This window comes from Novosphingobium sp. 11B (genome assembly GCF_054589055.1).
On sequence record NZ_BAAILP010000278.1, the window covers coordinates 23,932 to 40,761 of the forward strand.

Below are 16,830 nucleotides of genomic sequence, written 5' to 3' on the forward strand. Positions count from 1 at the left end.
TCATAGCCTTCTTCGCCAAGTTCTAACAAGCGTTTGTTTTTATATGCAAGGGATTTCTTGACCCCGCCCTTTCCTCTCGCAAGCACAGACAAGTGTTGGCCCGGACGCCGACCGTCCTATAGAAGCGGTTCCATGATGATGTTTCTGCCCTGCGCGCCCTCTGTCCAACGCCATCTGGCGCAGCATCGCGGAGGCGGTTCATGAGCGGCAAGCCCCGGAAGGATGCATCCATCCATCCGCCGACCGACAAGGGTAGCGAGCGCCGCCAGCGCATCCTCGACGCCGCCCGACGCCGGTTCGCCGCATCCGGGTTCGAAGCGACGACAGTGCGCCAGATCGCCGACGACGTCGAATTGCTCGCAGGGAGCCTTTACTATCACTTCGCCAACAAAGAGGAGATGCTCCACGAAACCGTGCGCGATGCCGTGCAGCGGCTCAGCGACGGCGCGCAGGAAATCCATCGCCGGGACGCCGACCCGGAAACCAAGCTTGTCGCGCTGATCTTCTTCGACGTGGAGGAATTGACCGAACACCAGGAGGTCCACGCGATTCTCCACCAAGAGCGGGCCTACTTCCGGGCCAATCCGGATCTCGCTTACGTCCTGCAGGGGCGAAGGGAGCACTACCTCGTCTGGCGCGCGCTGATTGAGCAGGGCATGGCGGAAGGCTATTTCAGCCAAGACATCAATGTGTTCCTGACCCTTTCAACGATGATCCGCATGCTCAATACCGGCGCCGACTGGTATCTGCATGACGATCCGGCCACGATCGATGCCGCCGGAATCCTGTCACGCGAGGAACTTGGCGCCTTTTACGTGAACTACGTGCTGCGCGTCGTGCGGACACCAGAGCGGATCACCGCGCCCATCCCCTGGCCGCCCGGTTACCCCGGGTCCCGAGGCGGCTGATCCCACTCGCTAGCAACAAACAATCAAACGCTTGTTCAGTTTCTGGGCTACTGATAGACTTCTCTCCATGAGCTACCGCCGTGCAAGGTGGCCTGAGAGAGGATTGCCATGGCTGCCCGGGACGATGGATTTCTGAAGACGTCGGCTGCGCTCGATACCGCCACGAAAGTCGTGATCCTGGCGGGAGGCCTGATCGCCTCGCTGGCGCTCATGGCGATTGCGTCGGTGCTGCCGCAGATCGACCATGCACTTGCCCGGGGGCCCGGCGACCATATGCTGGTCAAACAGCTAGTCGGTGCTGTCGCGCTGGCCATGGTCGTGGGCGCCTCGACGGTCGGCTTCCTGATCGACCGGTTCGGCATCAGGCCGGTGCTGATCGCAGCGGCGGCCCTTTATGCCCTGGCAGGCACGGCGGGCCTCTATCTTAGCGATCTGCATTCGTTGCTGGTTTCGCGGCTCTTCGTCGGGGTCAGCGCCGCAGCAATCCAGGTGGCCTGTATTACGCTGATCAACACCCAGCTCGAAGGCGTGGCGCGGGCCCGATGGATGGGCCTGCATATATCGGTTGCGATGTTCACCGCGATATTCGCGCACCCGATTGCCGGCGCCTTGGGCGAAATCAGCTGGCGTCTGCCGTTCGGCCTCTATGCATTGGGCTTGGTGCTGATCCCTGCGGCGCTGCGACTGCAAGCCAGCGCGCCGGACGCATTGGGCAGCGCATCCGCGCAGGCAGAGCGCCGGACTTTGCCGGGCTGGTTCCCGTTTCGCTATCTGCTGCTGGCATTCGCGATCGGCACCCTGGCGCTCATGCCGAGCGTGCAGGTGCCGTTCCTGCTGCGCGAGAAAGGCCTCATCCGACCTTCGGCGATCGCCCTGGTCCTCACGGCCGATTCGCTGGCCGGCGCGATGATGGCAATGCTCTATGGACGCGCCCGCACCCATATCTCGGCCCACGCCGCGTTCGCATTCAGCTTTGCGACGGCGGCCGTCGGCCTTTTCATTGCGGCATTGGCAGGCAGCATCGCAATGGTCATCGCCGGTTTGCTGATCTATGGCCTGGGGATCGGCTGGTTCGTCCCCAACCTGATGACCGCCCTGTCTTCACGCGTCACCCCCGTTCATCAGGGGCGCGCAGCTGGCATCGTCAAGGCAGCGCATTTTCTGTCCGCCCCGGTCGCCGTCGCCATGGTGGAGCCAGTGGCGCGCAGCTATGGGCCTTCGGGCACCCTGTATGCGGCATCCGGGCTCGCCTTCGGTTGCCTGATCGTCATCGGCTGGCGATACCTCCGACAACACCGGCAACAGTGAGGTAACGGCGCGGGAGGACCGTCGAGGCCCACCTGATCCAGAATCCAGAGAGCAACGAAAAAGGGCTCCGCGATGGCGGAGCCCTTTCCCCGTTCCGGCAGTAAGCCCGGCGTCATGCCGGTTCTGCTCAGTTCCCGAAGCGATACTTCAGTCGCACGCCGATCATGCGCGGCTCGCCGACCGCGCCGCCCTCGATGCCGAAGCTGGGATAACCCCCAAAGGTCGCATTGTAATACTTGCGCTTGGTGAGGTTGGTCACGAACAGCGCCAGGTCCACCGGCATGTCCGCAACAGAACCCCAGTTCACGTTGAGATTGACCAGGTCGAGCGCGGGCAGCTTTCCGTAATCATACGGGATTGCCCCAGCAAGGAACGCCGGAGTGTCCTGATAGTTCGCGTACTGGCTATCGATATGCGAGTAGGTCACGCCCACCGACAGCTTGCCGTAGCCCTCAGGCAGCGGCAGCGTATACGTGCCAGTAACCGTAAGTTTGTTTTTGGGTGAGTATGTCAGCGGATAGCCAACCCGCGCGCCGCTCAGCGTAATGGCCGAGAAGACGATGTCCGGCGGCGGGACCGTCAGCGACTTCACATCAGTGTCAAGATAGGCATAGGCCGCATCGAGGGTTAAACCATGAAAAGGTGTGATGGACGCATCCACCTCGATGCCCTTGATCGTGGACTTTCCGGCATTGACGATCAACTGCGCAGGCGTCGTCCCGGGCGTGCGCAGGAAGCCGGCGGCAGTGATCTGCTGGTTGCTGAAATCGTTGTAGAAGCCCGCAATATTGAACGTTCCACGCACTGCGCCACGCCAGCTGGTCTTCAGGCCGATTTCATAGTTGTCGATCTTTTCGGGTTCAAACGCTTCTTGGCCGTAGCCTTCCGCCTTGAGCTGTCCCTGCCGGTAGCCCCTGGCATACTTGGCGTAGAGCAGCACGTCCTCGACAGGCTTGTAATCAAGATCGATCAGCCATGTCGGGGCCTGCGAGTGCCCGGTCAGGTGGGTCTGGCACTGTTCGACAGTCAGCGTGCCCGGGTTCGTCGCACTGCCGCGCGATCCGAAGCGAAAGCCATCGACGCAATAGCCGACTGGCGGATTGGCGGTCGGAGGCACCGGCGCATAGTTCATCTGGCGGCTGGTGAGCTGATAACGATCCCACGTGTAACGGATACCGCCTGTGACGCTCAACTTGCTGTTGAGCTTGAACGTGGCCTGCGAATAGAGCGCATAGTCCTGCAGGTAGTACTTGTTGACACGTGCTGTCAGCGTTGTCGTTGCCGCTGGCGCACCTGCGGCGGGAGTGAACGGGCCGCACCCCAGGAACGCGTCAGTTCCGGTGCACGATGCCGTGTTCGTCGAAACGATCCCGGCAAAGCCCAGCGGGGTGTTGCGCTCCATGTATGCGCCTGCCTGCCAGGTCAGCCGATCGCCAAGCGCGGAGCCCTGGAACTGCAGTTCCTCCGTAAGCGTAGCGCCCGAAGCGGTGTTGAGGCCGGGAAACGGGTTCGAGAATACCCGCACCGCATTGGTACCGGCATTGGGGCCGCTGACGATCTCAAGGTTTTCGCCGTAAACGGTCCCTCGCGTGGATTCGCGGAACTGCGAATAGGCGAAGATGTTCTTGATCGTCAGGGTGTCAGCCGGAACCCAGGTGGTGGTGTTGACCACTTGCCATTGCTCGACTTTCTGAAAGGGCGACAAAAGACCGGCCTCGCCAGTATGGAAACCGCGATCGGAGCCTCTGTCGACTTGCCCGCATTGCAGCGCGACAAGCGCCGAAGTTGCCGCCTGGCTGCGGTTGCAAGCAAACACGCGCGGCAGCGAACCATTGGTATCGGACTTGCTGTACGTGCCGACGGTGTAGTTTTCGAGATTGGGCGTGATGTCGGCGACGACGCTGACACGTCCAGCCCAATAGTCGATGTCGTTGAAATGGCTTGGACCGATGCCCGAGACGCTCTTCATGAAACCTTGGCGGGTCTGCCGGTCAAGCCCTACTCGAACGCGGAGGGTGTCGGCGACCGGGACATTGACCACGGCCTGGATACGGCGCAACTCGTGATTGCCGAGCGAGCCTTCGACATAGCCCTCAAGCGCATCGGTCGGCCGCTGCGGTACGATGATGACGGCCCCTCCGCTGGTATTGCGGCCGAACAGTGTGCCCTGCGGCCCCTTGAGAACCTGCAGGTTCTGCAAGTCGAAGAATGACCCCGGTCCCGCGCCATTGCCCGCTGCGGTGCTGGAGACAACGCGGGGTGCCGGTGCATCGGCGAAGTACACCCCTACCGAAGGCGCGGCGCCGGCATCCTGGTTGAAGCCGCGTATCGCGAAGGATGTCTTTTCCGCGCCGAACCTACTGTTGGTCGATAGCGACGGAGTATAGATGGCAATGTCGCCAGCAGAGACGATGTTGCGATTGGCGAGCTGCTGCTGGCTGAACGCGGTGATCGAGATCGGCACGTCCTGCAGTCGTTCTTCGACGCGCCGAGCCGTGACGATGATATCTGCCGCGCTGTCTTCGGAGACGACCTGCGTTGTATGCGACTGGGCAAAAGCAGGATAGCTCGCCGTACAAAGGACAAAAAGAGCAGTGCCACAACACCATCTATTTATATTCATATGATCTCCCCATTGGCATATTGATTTTTATTGGAAAGCGATGCGCCAGATACATTCCGGGCGTGCCTGCGATCGCTTCAATGCCTTGGCGCCGCCCATTGCACGCCATCGCCACTCTCCCGTCTCGGCCAAATCCGGAGCACGAGAATGCGTCCGGTATGCCTTCTTCCATTCAGACTGCGTGGGCAGGCGGCCCAAGTCAACAAATTCTAACTAATGTTTGGAAACATAAGTGCCGGGTCCGTAATTCCCGGCACTGACGCGATGCTCATGCCATCGAATTGCCGCACCTGTGAGGTGCGGGCGTAAGCCTGCGCGTTGCCGCTTTAGGCCCCGAATTGCACCAGTTACGAAGCTATCCAACCATCGGGCGATGCCTTCGAATCATGGCCTCCAACCGAGGTGATCTTGCGAGGATCGCCACGCCGATTTCACGCATCTGCTAGTTCAGTTTTAGACTCGGCGGCGTTTTCTGAACGATCGCTAAAGGTCGCTTGGCTGAGCTAAACGGATATCGGAGTATCCGACCAGACCCTGTCGCTTCGATCAGCGGCCGCGAGGGCCTACTCCTGACAGAAGCTGCTGACAGAGTTCTTCGAAGCCGACCGGCTGTTACGCGCCCATCCAAGCCGCTCAATTGGAAAAGTCCCGCGACTACGAGCGGTCAGTCCGGTTATGGCCGGGGCTGGGACAATCCCGTCGTTCGGGAGGACGATAGCGAATGGCCGGTTTCGGATGAAGCGGTCGTTCGCGCGGTGACGAGCTAGTTCGGAGAACGAGCAAGTCATGGCCCGAAGTGAGCGCTCAAACCTCGTCAAATCTGCGCGATCCGCTTCTTTCTCGCTCCACTTGGGCGGGCCCGGGACCGATCGAAGGAGTACTAGTTCTCCGCCAATTCACGGGCGATGCGCATCCCCAGATGGCTGTTGCGCTGCTGCGGTGGATCGCCGATCCGTTGTGCCGCACGAATGGTCCAGTCGATCAGGCTCCAGCCTGCTCCGCGTACATTGCGCAGCTTGCAGTCGCCGGTCAGCCAGGGTGAGCCGTCGGTCGGAGCGCCCACGAAGTCATCATGATGGCAATCGGCAACCCATTCGGCAACGTTGCCGGTCATGTCGTGCAGGCCGAAGGCATTGGGCGGATAGCTGCCGACTGCTGCGGTGCGGTCCAGTCTGTTGCCGAAATTCGCCTTTTCGTGGTCGGCGACATTGCCGAACACGAACCAGGTACTGGTGCCCGCGCGCGCGGCATATTCCCATTCCGCCTCGCTGAGGAGGCGGTACTTCGCGCCGGTCTTGCGAGAAATCCAGTCGATATAGCTCATCACGTCGGCATAGTTGACGTGGATGACCGGACGGCGACCGCGGCCCCAGCCTTCATCGGGCGGCCGATAGCCGTTGCAGCCACCATCGGCCACGCAGGCATCCCACTGATCGAACGTAATTTCATAGCGGCTGATCGCAAGGCTGTAGGCGATCGTGACCTTATGCCGAGGCGATTCCATCTTGTCGAAAAGCGGATCGACGCCGAGCGCGTCGCGCTCTTCCTGGCTCGATCCCATGACAAAGCTGCCCGGAGGCACGACCACCATGTCCGGACAATCACGACAGTCCGAAAAAGCGGCGCCGCGGCGGATGGAAGGGAAAGCAGGTATCTTGGCGTTCGGTCCATCGGCGGCAGAAACCATCGTAGCCGTAACGCCGAAGGCGAGCATCAGCGAAAGCCTGGATATCATGGATTAATCTCCAGAGGAGTGAGACTGTTCGCGTGAAAATTGGCCGCTTGGAAGAAATTCGGATGCAGCGTGCAATTGCACGCTGCATCCCGTCGTCAGAACTTGTAGCCGACTTTCACGCCATAAGTGCGCAAGTCGGGCAACCCTACGACCAACGCGGAGAGGGTGCTGCTGTAAGGGAAGCCGTTCGCAAACAGGCCCTGCTCGCCGACCGAGGTGTAGGCCTTGTTGTTGAACGCGTTGGTGACGAACATCTCATACGAGAACGGTCCGATGTTTGTCCCGGCACGCAGATTGACCTTGTGGCTATCCTGCGTCTTCACCACATTAGCGGCGCTAGACCACATGCCTGATTTGAAATTGTAATCGGCACGGGCAAACCAGCTCGCGTCCCCTGAATTGAGTTCGCCCCCGAACTGCACGCCCACGTTCGCGGAATATTTCGACGTCTGTGGCAATTCATTGCCGTGGAAGTCGAACACGCCGGTCAGGCGGGACACGGGAGGGTTGGTGTACTTCAAGATCTTTGAATCGTTTATCGCCCCCGCCGCATTGATCGTGATGAGGTCATTTAGCCGCCAGTTGGTCTCCAGTTCGACGCCCTTCATGTCGATGCTGCCAGTGTTGGCGCTGCCGCTCAGCACTGCAGGAAGACCGTTCGATCCCACCGTCATCAGCGAGATCGCGTTGATCTGGTTGCGCCATTGGGCATAGTATACCGCCAACGAGAAATTCACCCTGCGATCGAACAGCGCCCCCTTCAGACCTACTTCATAATTCGTGACCTTCTCGGGCTCCACGGCGATTTTTACGCCTTCAGCGATCGCCTGCTGGATGACGTCTTGCGAGAGCGTGAGAAATTCGGTGTTGAAAGCGCCGGGGTTCACGCCCTTCGACCAGGACGCGTAGCTCATGAGGCCGCCGTCCGTCTCGTATTTGACGATCACGCGGGGCAGGAAGTTCTTGTAGCTCTGCTTGAGCAGTAGGTCCCCGCCTGCGTAATATCCCGGCGTTGCGATCTCGGGCGCTGCGATGGTCGTGCCGGTCGGCTGCGAATAGGCGTAGAGCGTATCGACCTGATAACGCCCCTCTGCGCTGACCGAGAGTTGCGGCGTGAACTCGTAAGTCACGGCACCGAACACACCGAAGGTGCGCGAGCGGGTCTTGCCCGTCTCGGCATAAGTCGCCGAAGGCAGGAAGCCGCCGCCGACACCGCTGCGCGTGGTGGCATTCAGATAACTGCCGCCGAAGGTCGCCTGGATCGGACCACCATTGTCATAAGTCGCCCGCAGTTCCTGCGAAATGTCCTGGTTCAGCCGTTCGATCAGGTAGGGGTAGTCGAAGTAGGGGCGCTCGGCGCTCGGCGAACTGGTCGCCAGCGAAGTCGATCCCTGGTTGTCGAGATCGATGAAGACGCTGAACTCCTCGCGGTTGTATGCGGTGAGGCTCGACAGCGTCACCCCTGTGTCACCGAGTTCCCAATCGACGCCAAGGTGGGTGTGGTAGAAGTTGCGCAGCAAACCGTAGCCTTCCACGCCCTTGTCGTAATCGAAGATGCGCCCCTTTACGGTGCTCAGCCAGTTCTTTGCGACATCGTCGAAGTCGGTATTGGCCGACGGCCCCGAAGCAAGACGGGGCGTGGTGCCGCAGAAGAACGGATATGACGTCGCCGTGCCTTGCCCAGCGATGCCCGAGGTGCTGCCGGTAAGATTGCAGTTGGACTGGTTCGCGACGACGACGTTGCCAGAAGTATCGGCAATCTGGTGTGTGCCGAGCAACCCGTTCGCGGGATGGTTGTCGTCATCGCGCGAATAAATGCCGAACGCCTTGACCGTCAGGTTGGAGGCCGGCGTGAAGACCAGCATCGCCGAAAGGTTGCGGCTGGACTGATCGCCCAGGGTTTCGCCGGAATAGGTGTTGCGCCAGGAACCATCCTTGCCGAAACCATCGCCGCTGATGCGGAATGCGAGGAGGTCCCGTACGATCGGGCCTTCGATGTCGGCGTGGAAGGAGTAGTTGTTGCGGGTGCCGAGCATGGCCCGGATCGAGCCGCCCCAGTCGTTCCCCGGCACTTTGTTAACGACATTGACAGCGCCCGCGAAGGTGCTGCGGCCGAAATACGTCGCCTGCGGCCCCTTGAGAATTTCGATGCGTTCGGGATCGGAAATCGATGACAGCGCCGAGGTCGAGGAGATTGGCGCGCCATCGACGAACATCGAAGACGTCGTCGTCTTGGTCGACGACGGCGTGAAGCCGCGAATGATGAATTGCTGGTACGAACGGTCATTGCGGCCCGAACCGTTCTGATTGACGTTGAGACCGGGAGTGCTCTCCGACATCTTCATGATGGTGTCGATGCCGCGCTGCTGGAGCGCCGTGGCCGAGAACGCCGCAATCGAAATCGGCGTTTCGAGGATGTTTTCTTCGCGCTTGCGAGCGGTCACAACGATGTCCCCCCCCACATCCGAAGGAGCATTCGCCTGAGAAGCTTGGTCGGCGGTCTGCGCAAAGGTGGTTGCCGGCGCGGCGATGGCAAGTGCCATAGCACCCCAACCAGCATGATCTAGTAGTCGAAATGTCCTCATGTCATCACCCCTGAAAGTCTTTTTGGTGAAATGCGCATCCGAGGCGCAATTTTTCGATCCGAACGCTCGCCTCTACGGAGCTGCCCAGGTAAATACTCGTCGATCGAATTCGATGACCGAAAAATGCTTATGATTACAAATGCCTGCAATGACGCGAAGCCTCATGACCGGTCTGCGGATATACTTCGGCAGGCGGAGATTCTGTTTTTTCCGGCTTCTTCATGATGGCCGCGCACCCTTCCGATGATGCGCCCGGCTTTTGCCCCCATTTCCGATCCCTGAACTGCCTCCGCCCTGCAGGTAGGTTTCGGTATGCTTGTGTTCGGGGAGGCGCGAACGTTCTGGGCATCGCCGCTAACAGGCCAGAAAGCGCACCAGCTCCTCGGCCGTTTCCCGCGGGTTGTCCTGCACCGGAAAGCCGCTGGCTTCCGGCAGCACCACGCTATGCCCATCGCGCAGGTTGGCCTCGGCAGTCGCGCGGTACTTTAGGAAGAACGTGTCCCGCGCGCCGTAGAGTAGCAGTGTTGGCGCCGTGATCCGGCGCATGAGTTCGACGAAGTCGGTGTATGCGACGCCGCGCTCGTGCGGGCGGATCCAGCGCCCGGCCTGCGCGCGGCTGGCGTTTTGCTCGGCGCCGATGCGCACGAAGTCACGCAAGCCGAAGATGTCGCGTGCCAGCGCCGGGTCGCCGGGCAGGGGATCGCCCTCGGGCGTGAACATCGTCGCCTGACCCCTTTCCTTGGCAGCGACCTGCTCGCGCGTGCTTGCCGGGCCGAGAACGCAGCTCGGCAAAGCAAGCCGCCGCACGCGTCCGGGCGCGAGTGCGGCCATCGCCACCGCCACGCAGCCGCCGAGCGAGGTCCCCGCAAGGTCCAGCTGGCCGAGCCCCATGTCCTGCAGCGCGCCAAGCACCAGCGTGGCAGTCTCCAGCACGGTCTGGACCTCGGGCGGCGATCCCTGCCATCGAGAGGCGCCGTGGCCAGGCAGGTCGAAGGCGATCACGCGCCGACCGCGCGCAAGCTCGGGCGCGACCTCGCGCCAGTCCGCGGCCCAGCCGCCCAGCTTGTGCAGCAGTACAACCGGCGGCGCAGCGCCGTGCTCGCCCAGCGAGACGTGGTGCAGTTCTCCTCCCGCACGGCGCACTGCTCCGGCGCTGGTCCATGGTCCCGCAGGCGGAGGTGCGACTTGCGCGGCGGCGGGCAGGCCGGAGGCAAGCGCAACGGCGCCAAGAGTCATGCCACCGGCAAACGCACGTCGAGTGACCATCCATGGTCTCCTTTGCTTCGATCGGGGCGAGTGTCAGGAGCCGGTCGGACAAGGTCGAGCCGTCGCGCGTCCGCTATCCGCCTGACGACGACCATCGTTTTCCCGACGTTCGCTCCCCGCACGGGCAAGGTTAGACCGCACAACTTCGCGATCCGGCATGGAGCATCCCCGGCATGAAGCATATCCTCGCAAGCCTGGCCACCGGATCGGCGCTTCTGCTTGGCGCTTGCGGCGATCCGGCGCTGTCGCCGGCGGGCGTCGACAAGCTGACCTACCACAATACCTCCGCGCGCGAGGGCTGGAACGACCGCGAGCGGATGCTTTCCCCGGCGGCGGTGGCGGGGGGGCAGTTCGGCGAAATCTGGCAGTCGCCGAGGCTAGACTTTCATGGCGCGACGCCGCCGCGCCTGTTCGCCTCGCCGCTCTATGTCAGCGCGCTGGGCTTCGACGAGAGCGCACAGGCGGGCCGGACGCTGCGCGTCGCCTTCGTCGTATCCAGCACCGGCTATGCCTATGCCATCCACGCCGGGCAGCGGGCCGACCTCCCGGCTGGAACGATCCTGTGGAAGCGCAGGCTGACCGCCGACCCGTGCCAGGACGGCCAGTTCGGCAACCTCTCCACACCGGTGATCGACCGCGCCGCCAACCGGCTCTACGTCACCAGTTGCCGGGGCGACTGGACCTGGGACGCCCATGCGCTGGACCTGCGGACCGGGGAGGAAGTTTCAGGCTGGCCGGTAGAGATCAGCCACCGCACCGTCACGGCTCAGGTCAACCGCAACGGCGTCAGCCGCTTCGTGCCGGGCCAGATCTACTACCAGCGCGGCGCTCTCAACCTGAGCCGCGACGGCGGGCGCCTTTACGTGGCGTTCGGGCCTGACCTTCAAGGCTTCCTCGTATCGGTGAATACCGCAAACCACCGGGTGGCAAGCGCCTTCTCCTCGATGCCGCGCGCGGACCTGCAGCAGGGCGGCATGTGGGGCGCATCCGGCCCCGCGATCGACGCGCAGGGGCGCATCTACATCGCGACCGGGGCCAGCTTCCTTTCCGCCCTCGAGAAGCGCGGCATCCCGGGCGTATTCCCTGAGGTCGTGGGCGCATGGGGGCAATCGATCCTGCAGTTCAGCGACGATCCCAAGGCTGGCCTGCGCCTGACGGGCACGTATTCGCCGTTCAACTATTGCCAGACGGCCGCGTCCGACATCGACATCGCGGGCAGCGGCGCGGTCCTGTTCGACCTCGATCGCGGCAGTGCGAGCACGCCGCACCTGCTTACGCTGGGGGCGGGCAAGCAGGGCAACGCCTACCTGCTCGACCGCGACCACATGCCCGGCGGCACCCATAAGCGCCATGCCTGCAGCACCGATCCCGCGAGCGACGGCTCGCTCCTTGCGCCGGGCGTGCAGCCGGAACTGAAGTCGCGCGGTCCGGTGGTGGTCTTCGGTCCCTATTCCGACAGCATCGGCATGGTGAATTCCGCCAAGAGCCGCGCCACGCTGGCCCATTTCCGCAATCGCCTCGGCGAGCACTACCTGTTCCTTGCGGGCAGCGCCAAGACCGGCCCGGACTTCGGCACCAACGTGCCGCCTAGCCTGGTGCGGGTCCGGGTGGTGACGCGCAAGGGCGAGCCGGCCTACCTCAAGGTGGACGGGCGCGAGATGACGGTGACGATGCAGAACCCTGGCTCGCCGGTGGTCTCCAGCAATGGCGGCGAGAACGGCGTGGTCTGGGTGCTGGACACCAATGTCCCGCGCAGCGTCGATATCTACCAGCCAGATGCGCCCGGTGCGCGCCTCTATGCCTTCGACGCGAAGAGCCTGAAGCCGCTGTGGCAAAGCGGTGATGCGCTGTTCACCTCCGGCAAGTACAACGAGCCCGCAGTGGTGGACGGCATGGTACTGGTCGGCACGGACCGGCTGCAGGCATTCGGGCTGCGGGCGCCGGGCGCCGCGATGCCGTCGCTGCAGCACCCCGCTGTCGCCGCTGCCGGGAATGAGGGCAAGGCGCTGTTTGATGGCCGCTGCGCCGCCTGCCATTCTAGGGCCGGATCGGGTGCACCGCCGGTTTCAGTGATAGCGGGACATTCCCAAGGGCAGATCGTCGATGCGCTCAAGGTCGGCAAAATGAAGGAGATGGGCTCCGGGCTCAGCGAAACGCAATTGGCCGAGATCGCCACATATGTACGCTCCGGCGCAGCGAGGTAAGCGCCGGCTATTGCCAGACCGCGGCGATGTGTCCCGGGCTCAGGACCGCGATTTCGATGTCGCGGATACGGATTGTCTTTTGCGAAGTCGCGAAGAGCATCGTCTGGCCGCTGCCTGAGTGCGCGACCTCATCGGTGGTGTCGCTGCCCAGAAAGTGCACTGCTAAGAGCGCGCTATAGCCTTTCGATTGTCCATCACCAGCACTGCCGCGCTCTTCCCAATCGGCTTTGCTCGGATTTGGGTCTGTCGCGACGACTATACCTCCGTCCGCACGTTGCCATTTACAAATCCGTTATGTCCGCTCCCGAGGGCGCAAGTCATTCATGCGGAGCGTGAGAAGCGACTTGAACTGGTCGGTAGGCGACCCGGCTGAGCGGCAACTATCTCTGTATCTGCGCTCCAAACGCGACAGTCGCCTACCGGCCAGTCCCGCGCATTGCAGGGAACGATCATCAGTGCTTCAGGAACGGCAGATGTTGGATGGGCTCCTGCCGTTCACGGCGCGCCTCGCGAACGTCGGTTTTGTCCCAGGTCCCGTCATAGTTTGAATGTCAGCTTCCAAGCGGGGCAAAATCGCTGTCGAACGGTGAACGGGCGCGTTGCAGAAGCTTACCCGTCGCGGTGGCCTGCCCCCGGGACTGGCGAGACCCGAGTGCCAACGCAAGCCAGTTGCATGCGCTTGCCGCGTCAATTTCGATGCCGTCTCTACACAGCGCGACCAGGATACTTCCGCCTGCGCAGGATGCTCGAAAAAGAAATATCAAACACGGCAGAGCGGACTTTCGCTTCTTGCCATTAATTTCTTCACCGGGGTTCTCAAAAGCCGGTTGTGCGCCCCTCCCCGTTTAACGGAAAAGGGGCAAGGTTCAGCGTACCCTCGTACCGCGTCCGAACAGGAATCCGAGAACCAGAATTACGACCGCTACGATCAGGAAAATCTTGGCAAGGCCGGCAGAAAGACCTGCCACGCCCCCAAAACCCAGAAGCGCAGCGATGACTGCGACCACTGCAAAAATGATGGCCCAGCGAAACATCAGGCATCTCCCGTTTGAAAGAGCTGCGTCGATCACTTCGACGTGCTCGAACTTGCAAACTTTCTGGCATTGTCAATGTTCCAGACACATCCTGCATACTCCCGACACGTATGGTGGCGTCCGGTAAGGCACATGGCCCTGACGTGCCGAAGATAGGGTTGGCGATGGGTCGGATCATGCGCGCCTTCCGCGCGTTGGCTCCTGTGGAGAAGGAGCCTGAATATGTCGTTTGTCACTACCGTCCGCCGCGAAGTCCTGACACGCCCGGTTCTGGCGCTTGTGCAATCCGCACTCCCCGCGCTGTCCGCCACGGAAAACGAGGCGATCGATGCCGGGAACACGTGGTGGGACGCCGCCCTGTTCACCGGCAACCCTGACTGGAATGCGCTGCTGGCCGTGCCTCCTGCCACTCTCACGGCAGAAGAGCAGGCCTTCATCACCGGCCCGGTCGAGACCTTGTGCGGGATGATCGACGACTGGCGCATGACCTGGGAAACCCACGACCTGCCCCCCGAGGCGTGGGACTACCTCAAGTCCGAGAAGTTCTTCGGCATCATCATTCCGAAGGAACACAGCGGCCTCGGCTTCTCGAACTTCGCGCATAGCGAGATCGTGAGGAAGATCGCCACTCGCTCGGTTTCCGGTGCAGTGACGGCGATGGTGCCAAACTCGCTGGGACCGGGCGAACTGATCCTGCGGTTCGGCACCGAAGCGCAACAGCGGCAATGGCTCCCCCGCCTCGCCGATGGGCGCGAGCTTCCTGCCTTCGGCCTCACCAGCCCCGAAGCAGGATCAGACGCCGCCGCAATGGTCGACGAAGGCGTGGTCTGCCTGGGCGATTGGCAGGGCGAAGAAGTGCTCGGCATCCGCCTCAACTGGCGCAAGCGCTACATCACGCTGGGACCGGTCGCGACGATCCTGGGACTCGCCTTCAAGCTGCGCGATCCCGAGCATCTCCTTGGTGGGCAGGACGAGATCGGCATCACCGTAGCTCTGGTGCCCACCAACCTGCCCGGCATCACTATCGGGCGGCGGCACATCCCCTCGATGCAGACGTTTCAGAACGGCCCGAACGAGGGCAAGGACGTCTTCATCCCGCTCGACAACGTGATCGGCGGGCCCGAGCGGGTCGGTCAGGGCTGGAAGATGCTGATGAGCGCTCTGGCCGCCGGGCGCGGCATTTCGCTGCCCTCGCTGTCGGCGGCGGCGGGCGCCTTCGCCGCACATACAACCGGCGCCTATGCCCGCGTACGATCGCAGTTCAACCTGCCGATCGGCAAGTTCGAGGGCATTCAGGAACGCCTCGCCCGGATCGCAGGCAATGCCTACCTGCTCGACGGCGCGCGGCGGCTGACTTGCGCGGGGCTGGATCAGGGCAACCATCCCGCGGTGATCTCCTCGATCCTGAAACTTCACGCCACCGAGCGGATGCGCGTCGTCATTAACGATGCGATGGACGTCCACGGCGGCAAGGCGGTGATCGAGGGCCCGCGCAACTACATGGGCGGACAGTACCGCGCGATCCCGGTCGGCATCACCGTCGAGGGCGCGAACATCCTGACGCGCAGCCTGATGGTCTTCGGACAAGGCGCAATCCGGTCGCACCCCTATCTCCTCGACGAGATCCGCGCGGTGGGCGATGCCAATCGCGGGCGCGCGCTGGCCGATTTCGACAAGGTACTATGGAAGCACGTCGGCCACGCGCTCAAGACCGCGATCCGCGCGTTCGTGCGCAGCTGGAGCGGCGGCGTCTTCGCCCCTGCTCCGAAGGCGGGGAAGGCCACGCGCTATTATCGCCAGATGAGCCGCTATGCCGCAGCCTTCGCGTTCTGCTCGGACATCGCGTTCCTGACGCTGGGCGGCGAACTCAAGCGGCGCGAACTGCTCTCGGCGCGCCTCGGAGACGTGCTGTCCGAACTCTACATGCTCTCGGGCGCGCTCAAGCGCTGGGAGGACGAAGGGCGGCAGGATGACGACCTGCCACTGCTCGACTGGTGCATGCAGAGCGGCTTTGCCAGCATCGAGCAGAGCTTCGCGCAGATCATCGAGAATTTCCCGGCCCGCCCGGTCGGCTGGATGCTGCGCCTGTTCATCATGCCTTACGGTCGTCGCCGCAACGGCCCCACCGACCGGACGATACGCCGCGCCGCCGCCATCCTGCTGGAACCGTGCCCAGCACGCGACCGGCTGGTCGAGAACGTCTATATCGGCGGCGACGACGATGCAGTCGCGCGGCTGACCGAGGCTTTCCGCAAGACCGTCGCCACCCAGCCGATCCATGACCGCATGAAGCAGGCCCGCGTCCGCGACGCCGATCAGGCGCTCGCGGCGGGCCTGATCTCGCAGGAGGAACGCGAGCAGCTGCGCCAAGCGGACGGAGCCGTCGCCGAAGTCATCGCGGTCGATGACTTCGCGCCCGAGGAACTGACCCGCAGAACGGATACGTCGTTGCGCGAGGCCGCCGAATGAGTCGCGCGGTCCACATCGTCGATGGCGCCCGCACACCGTTCCTCGAGGTACGCGGCGGGCAGGGGCCGTTCACTCCGGTTGATCTCGCGGTGCAATGCGGCCGCCCACTACTGCTGCGCCAGCCGTTCGCGCTCGAGGCCATCGATCAGGTGATCCTCGGCTGCGTCAATGTCATCGCCGACGAGGCCAATCCGGCCCGTGTCGCGGCCCTGCGCCTTGGCTGCGGCGCGCAGACGAGCGCCTTCACCGTCCAGATCAACTGCGGGTCGGGGATGCGGGCGATGGATACCGCCTATCGCTATATAGCCGACGACGGCAGCGATCTGATCCTGGCGGGCGGCACCGAAGCGCTCAGTCATGCCCCGCTCGTGCTGCGGCAAGATGCGGTGGAATGGCTGGCGGCGATGCAGGGCGGCAAGGACAGCGCCCTCGGCAAGCTTAAGGCGGCGGCAGCGCTTCGACGCGGGGGTCGACTGGAAGATCGCTTTCGTGCGCTCGAAGAACGTGCCCGTTTCAAACATCGCGCTCAAGTTGTCGCTCGACAAGGGGCGCCTCGCGCTATCGCCGCTCACGCGTTCGATGGCGCGCGGCGATGTGGCCTCGGACCTGATATTCGACACCCGCCAGCGGCCGTCGGCAATACGCTACGACATCCGGCTTGCAACCACGCCGATGGGACGGCTGCTCGCCGGATATGG

At 62.9% G+C, this 16,830-nt stretch carries 12 protein-coding genes; 6 read left to right on the forward strand and 6 right to left on the reverse strand.

What is annotated here, in order from left to right:
* Positions 1-200: 200 nt before the first annotated feature.
* Complete coding sequence (locus ACYPYD_RS24155; protein ID WP_051587259.1) at positions 201-908, forward strand: TetR/AcrR family transcriptional regulator; 708 nt, start codon at positions 201-203, stop codon at positions 906-908.
* 108 nt (positions 909-1,016) lie between these two features.
* Positions 1,017-2,216, forward strand: a complete 1,200-nt coding sequence (locus ACYPYD_RS24160) for an MFS transporter (RefSeq protein ID WP_459665962.1) — start codon at positions 1,017-1,019, stop codon at positions 2,214-2,216.
* A 127-nt stretch (positions 2,217-2,343) separates the two neighbouring features.
* Here ACYPYD_RS24160 and ACYPYD_RS24165 read toward each other — a convergent pair whose 3' ends face one another.
* Positions 2,344-4,680, reverse strand: a complete 2,337-nt coding sequence (locus ACYPYD_RS24165; protein WP_459665963.1) for a TonB-dependent receptor — start codon at positions 4,678-4,680, stop codon at positions 2,344-2,346.
* A gap of 1,039 nt (positions 4,681-5,719) precedes the next feature.
* Positions 5,720-6,400: a formylglycine-generating enzyme family protein gene (locus ACYPYD_RS24170; protein WP_459665965.1), complete on the reverse strand. Its 681-nt coding sequence runs from the start codon at positions 6,398-6,400 to the stop codon at positions 5,720-5,722.
* On the opposite strand from ACYPYD_RS24170, the gene ACYPYD_RS24175 reads away from it, so the two are divergent.
* Complete coding sequence (locus ACYPYD_RS24175; RefSeq protein WP_459665967.1) at positions 6,399-6,581, forward strand: hypothetical protein; 183 nt, start codon at positions 6,399-6,401, stop codon at positions 6,579-6,581. The two genes, ACYPYD_RS24170 and ACYPYD_RS24175, sit on opposite strands and share 2 nt — an antisense overlap.
* Before the next feature lie 88 nt (positions 6,582-6,669).
* Here ACYPYD_RS24175 and ACYPYD_RS24180 read toward each other — a convergent pair whose 3' ends face one another.
* Both ACYPYD_RS24180 and ACYPYD_RS24185 read right to left on the reverse strand, forming a co-directional pair.
* Positions 6,670-9,018, reverse strand: coding sequence for a TonB-dependent receptor (locus tag ACYPYD_RS24180; protein WP_459665968.1), 2,349 nt, complete (start codon positions 9,016-9,018; stop codon positions 6,670-6,672).
* Positions 9,019-9,513: 495 nt separating this feature from the next.
* Positions 9,514-10,425, reverse strand: coding sequence for an alpha/beta fold hydrolase (locus ACYPYD_RS24185; protein WP_459665970.1), 912 nt, complete (start codon positions 10,423-10,425; stop codon positions 9,514-9,516).
* A gap of 173 nt (positions 10,426-10,598) precedes the next feature.
* On the opposite strand from ACYPYD_RS24185, the gene ACYPYD_RS24190 reads away from it, so the two are divergent.
* A complete protein-coding gene (locus ACYPYD_RS24190; protein ID WP_459665972.1) occupies positions 10,599-12,629 on the forward strand; it encodes a c-type cytochrome in 2,031 nt (676 codons plus the stop codon).
* A gap of 7 nt (positions 12,630-12,636) precedes the next feature.
* On the opposite strand, the gene ACYPYD_RS24195 is transcribed toward ACYPYD_RS24190, so the two are convergent.
* Together ACYPYD_RS24195 and ACYPYD_RS24200 are read right to left on the reverse strand one after the other, a co-directional pair.
* Positions 12,637-12,789, reverse strand: coding sequence for a hypothetical protein (locus ACYPYD_RS24195; RefSeq protein ID WP_459665974.1), 153 nt, complete (start codon positions 12,787-12,789; stop codon positions 12,637-12,639).
* Between the two features lie 706 nt (positions 12,790-13,495).
* Positions 13,496-13,663, reverse strand: coding sequence for a DUF1328 domain-containing protein (locus ACYPYD_RS24200; protein ID WP_036527815.1), 168 nt, complete (start codon positions 13,661-13,663; stop codon positions 13,496-13,498).
* A gap of 222 nt (positions 13,664-13,885) precedes the next feature.
* Between ACYPYD_RS24200 and ACYPYD_RS24205 the strand changes: the two genes are divergently transcribed.
* A complete protein-coding gene (locus ACYPYD_RS24205) occupies positions 13,886-16,132 on the forward strand; it encodes an acyl-CoA dehydrogenase (RefSeq protein WP_459665976.1) in 2,247 nt (748 codons plus the stop codon).
* On the forward strand, positions 16,129-16,830 hold a 702-nt coding region (locus ACYPYD_RS24210; protein ID WP_459665978.1), incomplete at its 3' end, for a thiolase family protein. The genes ACYPYD_RS24205 and ACYPYD_RS24210, both read left to right, overlap by 4 nt.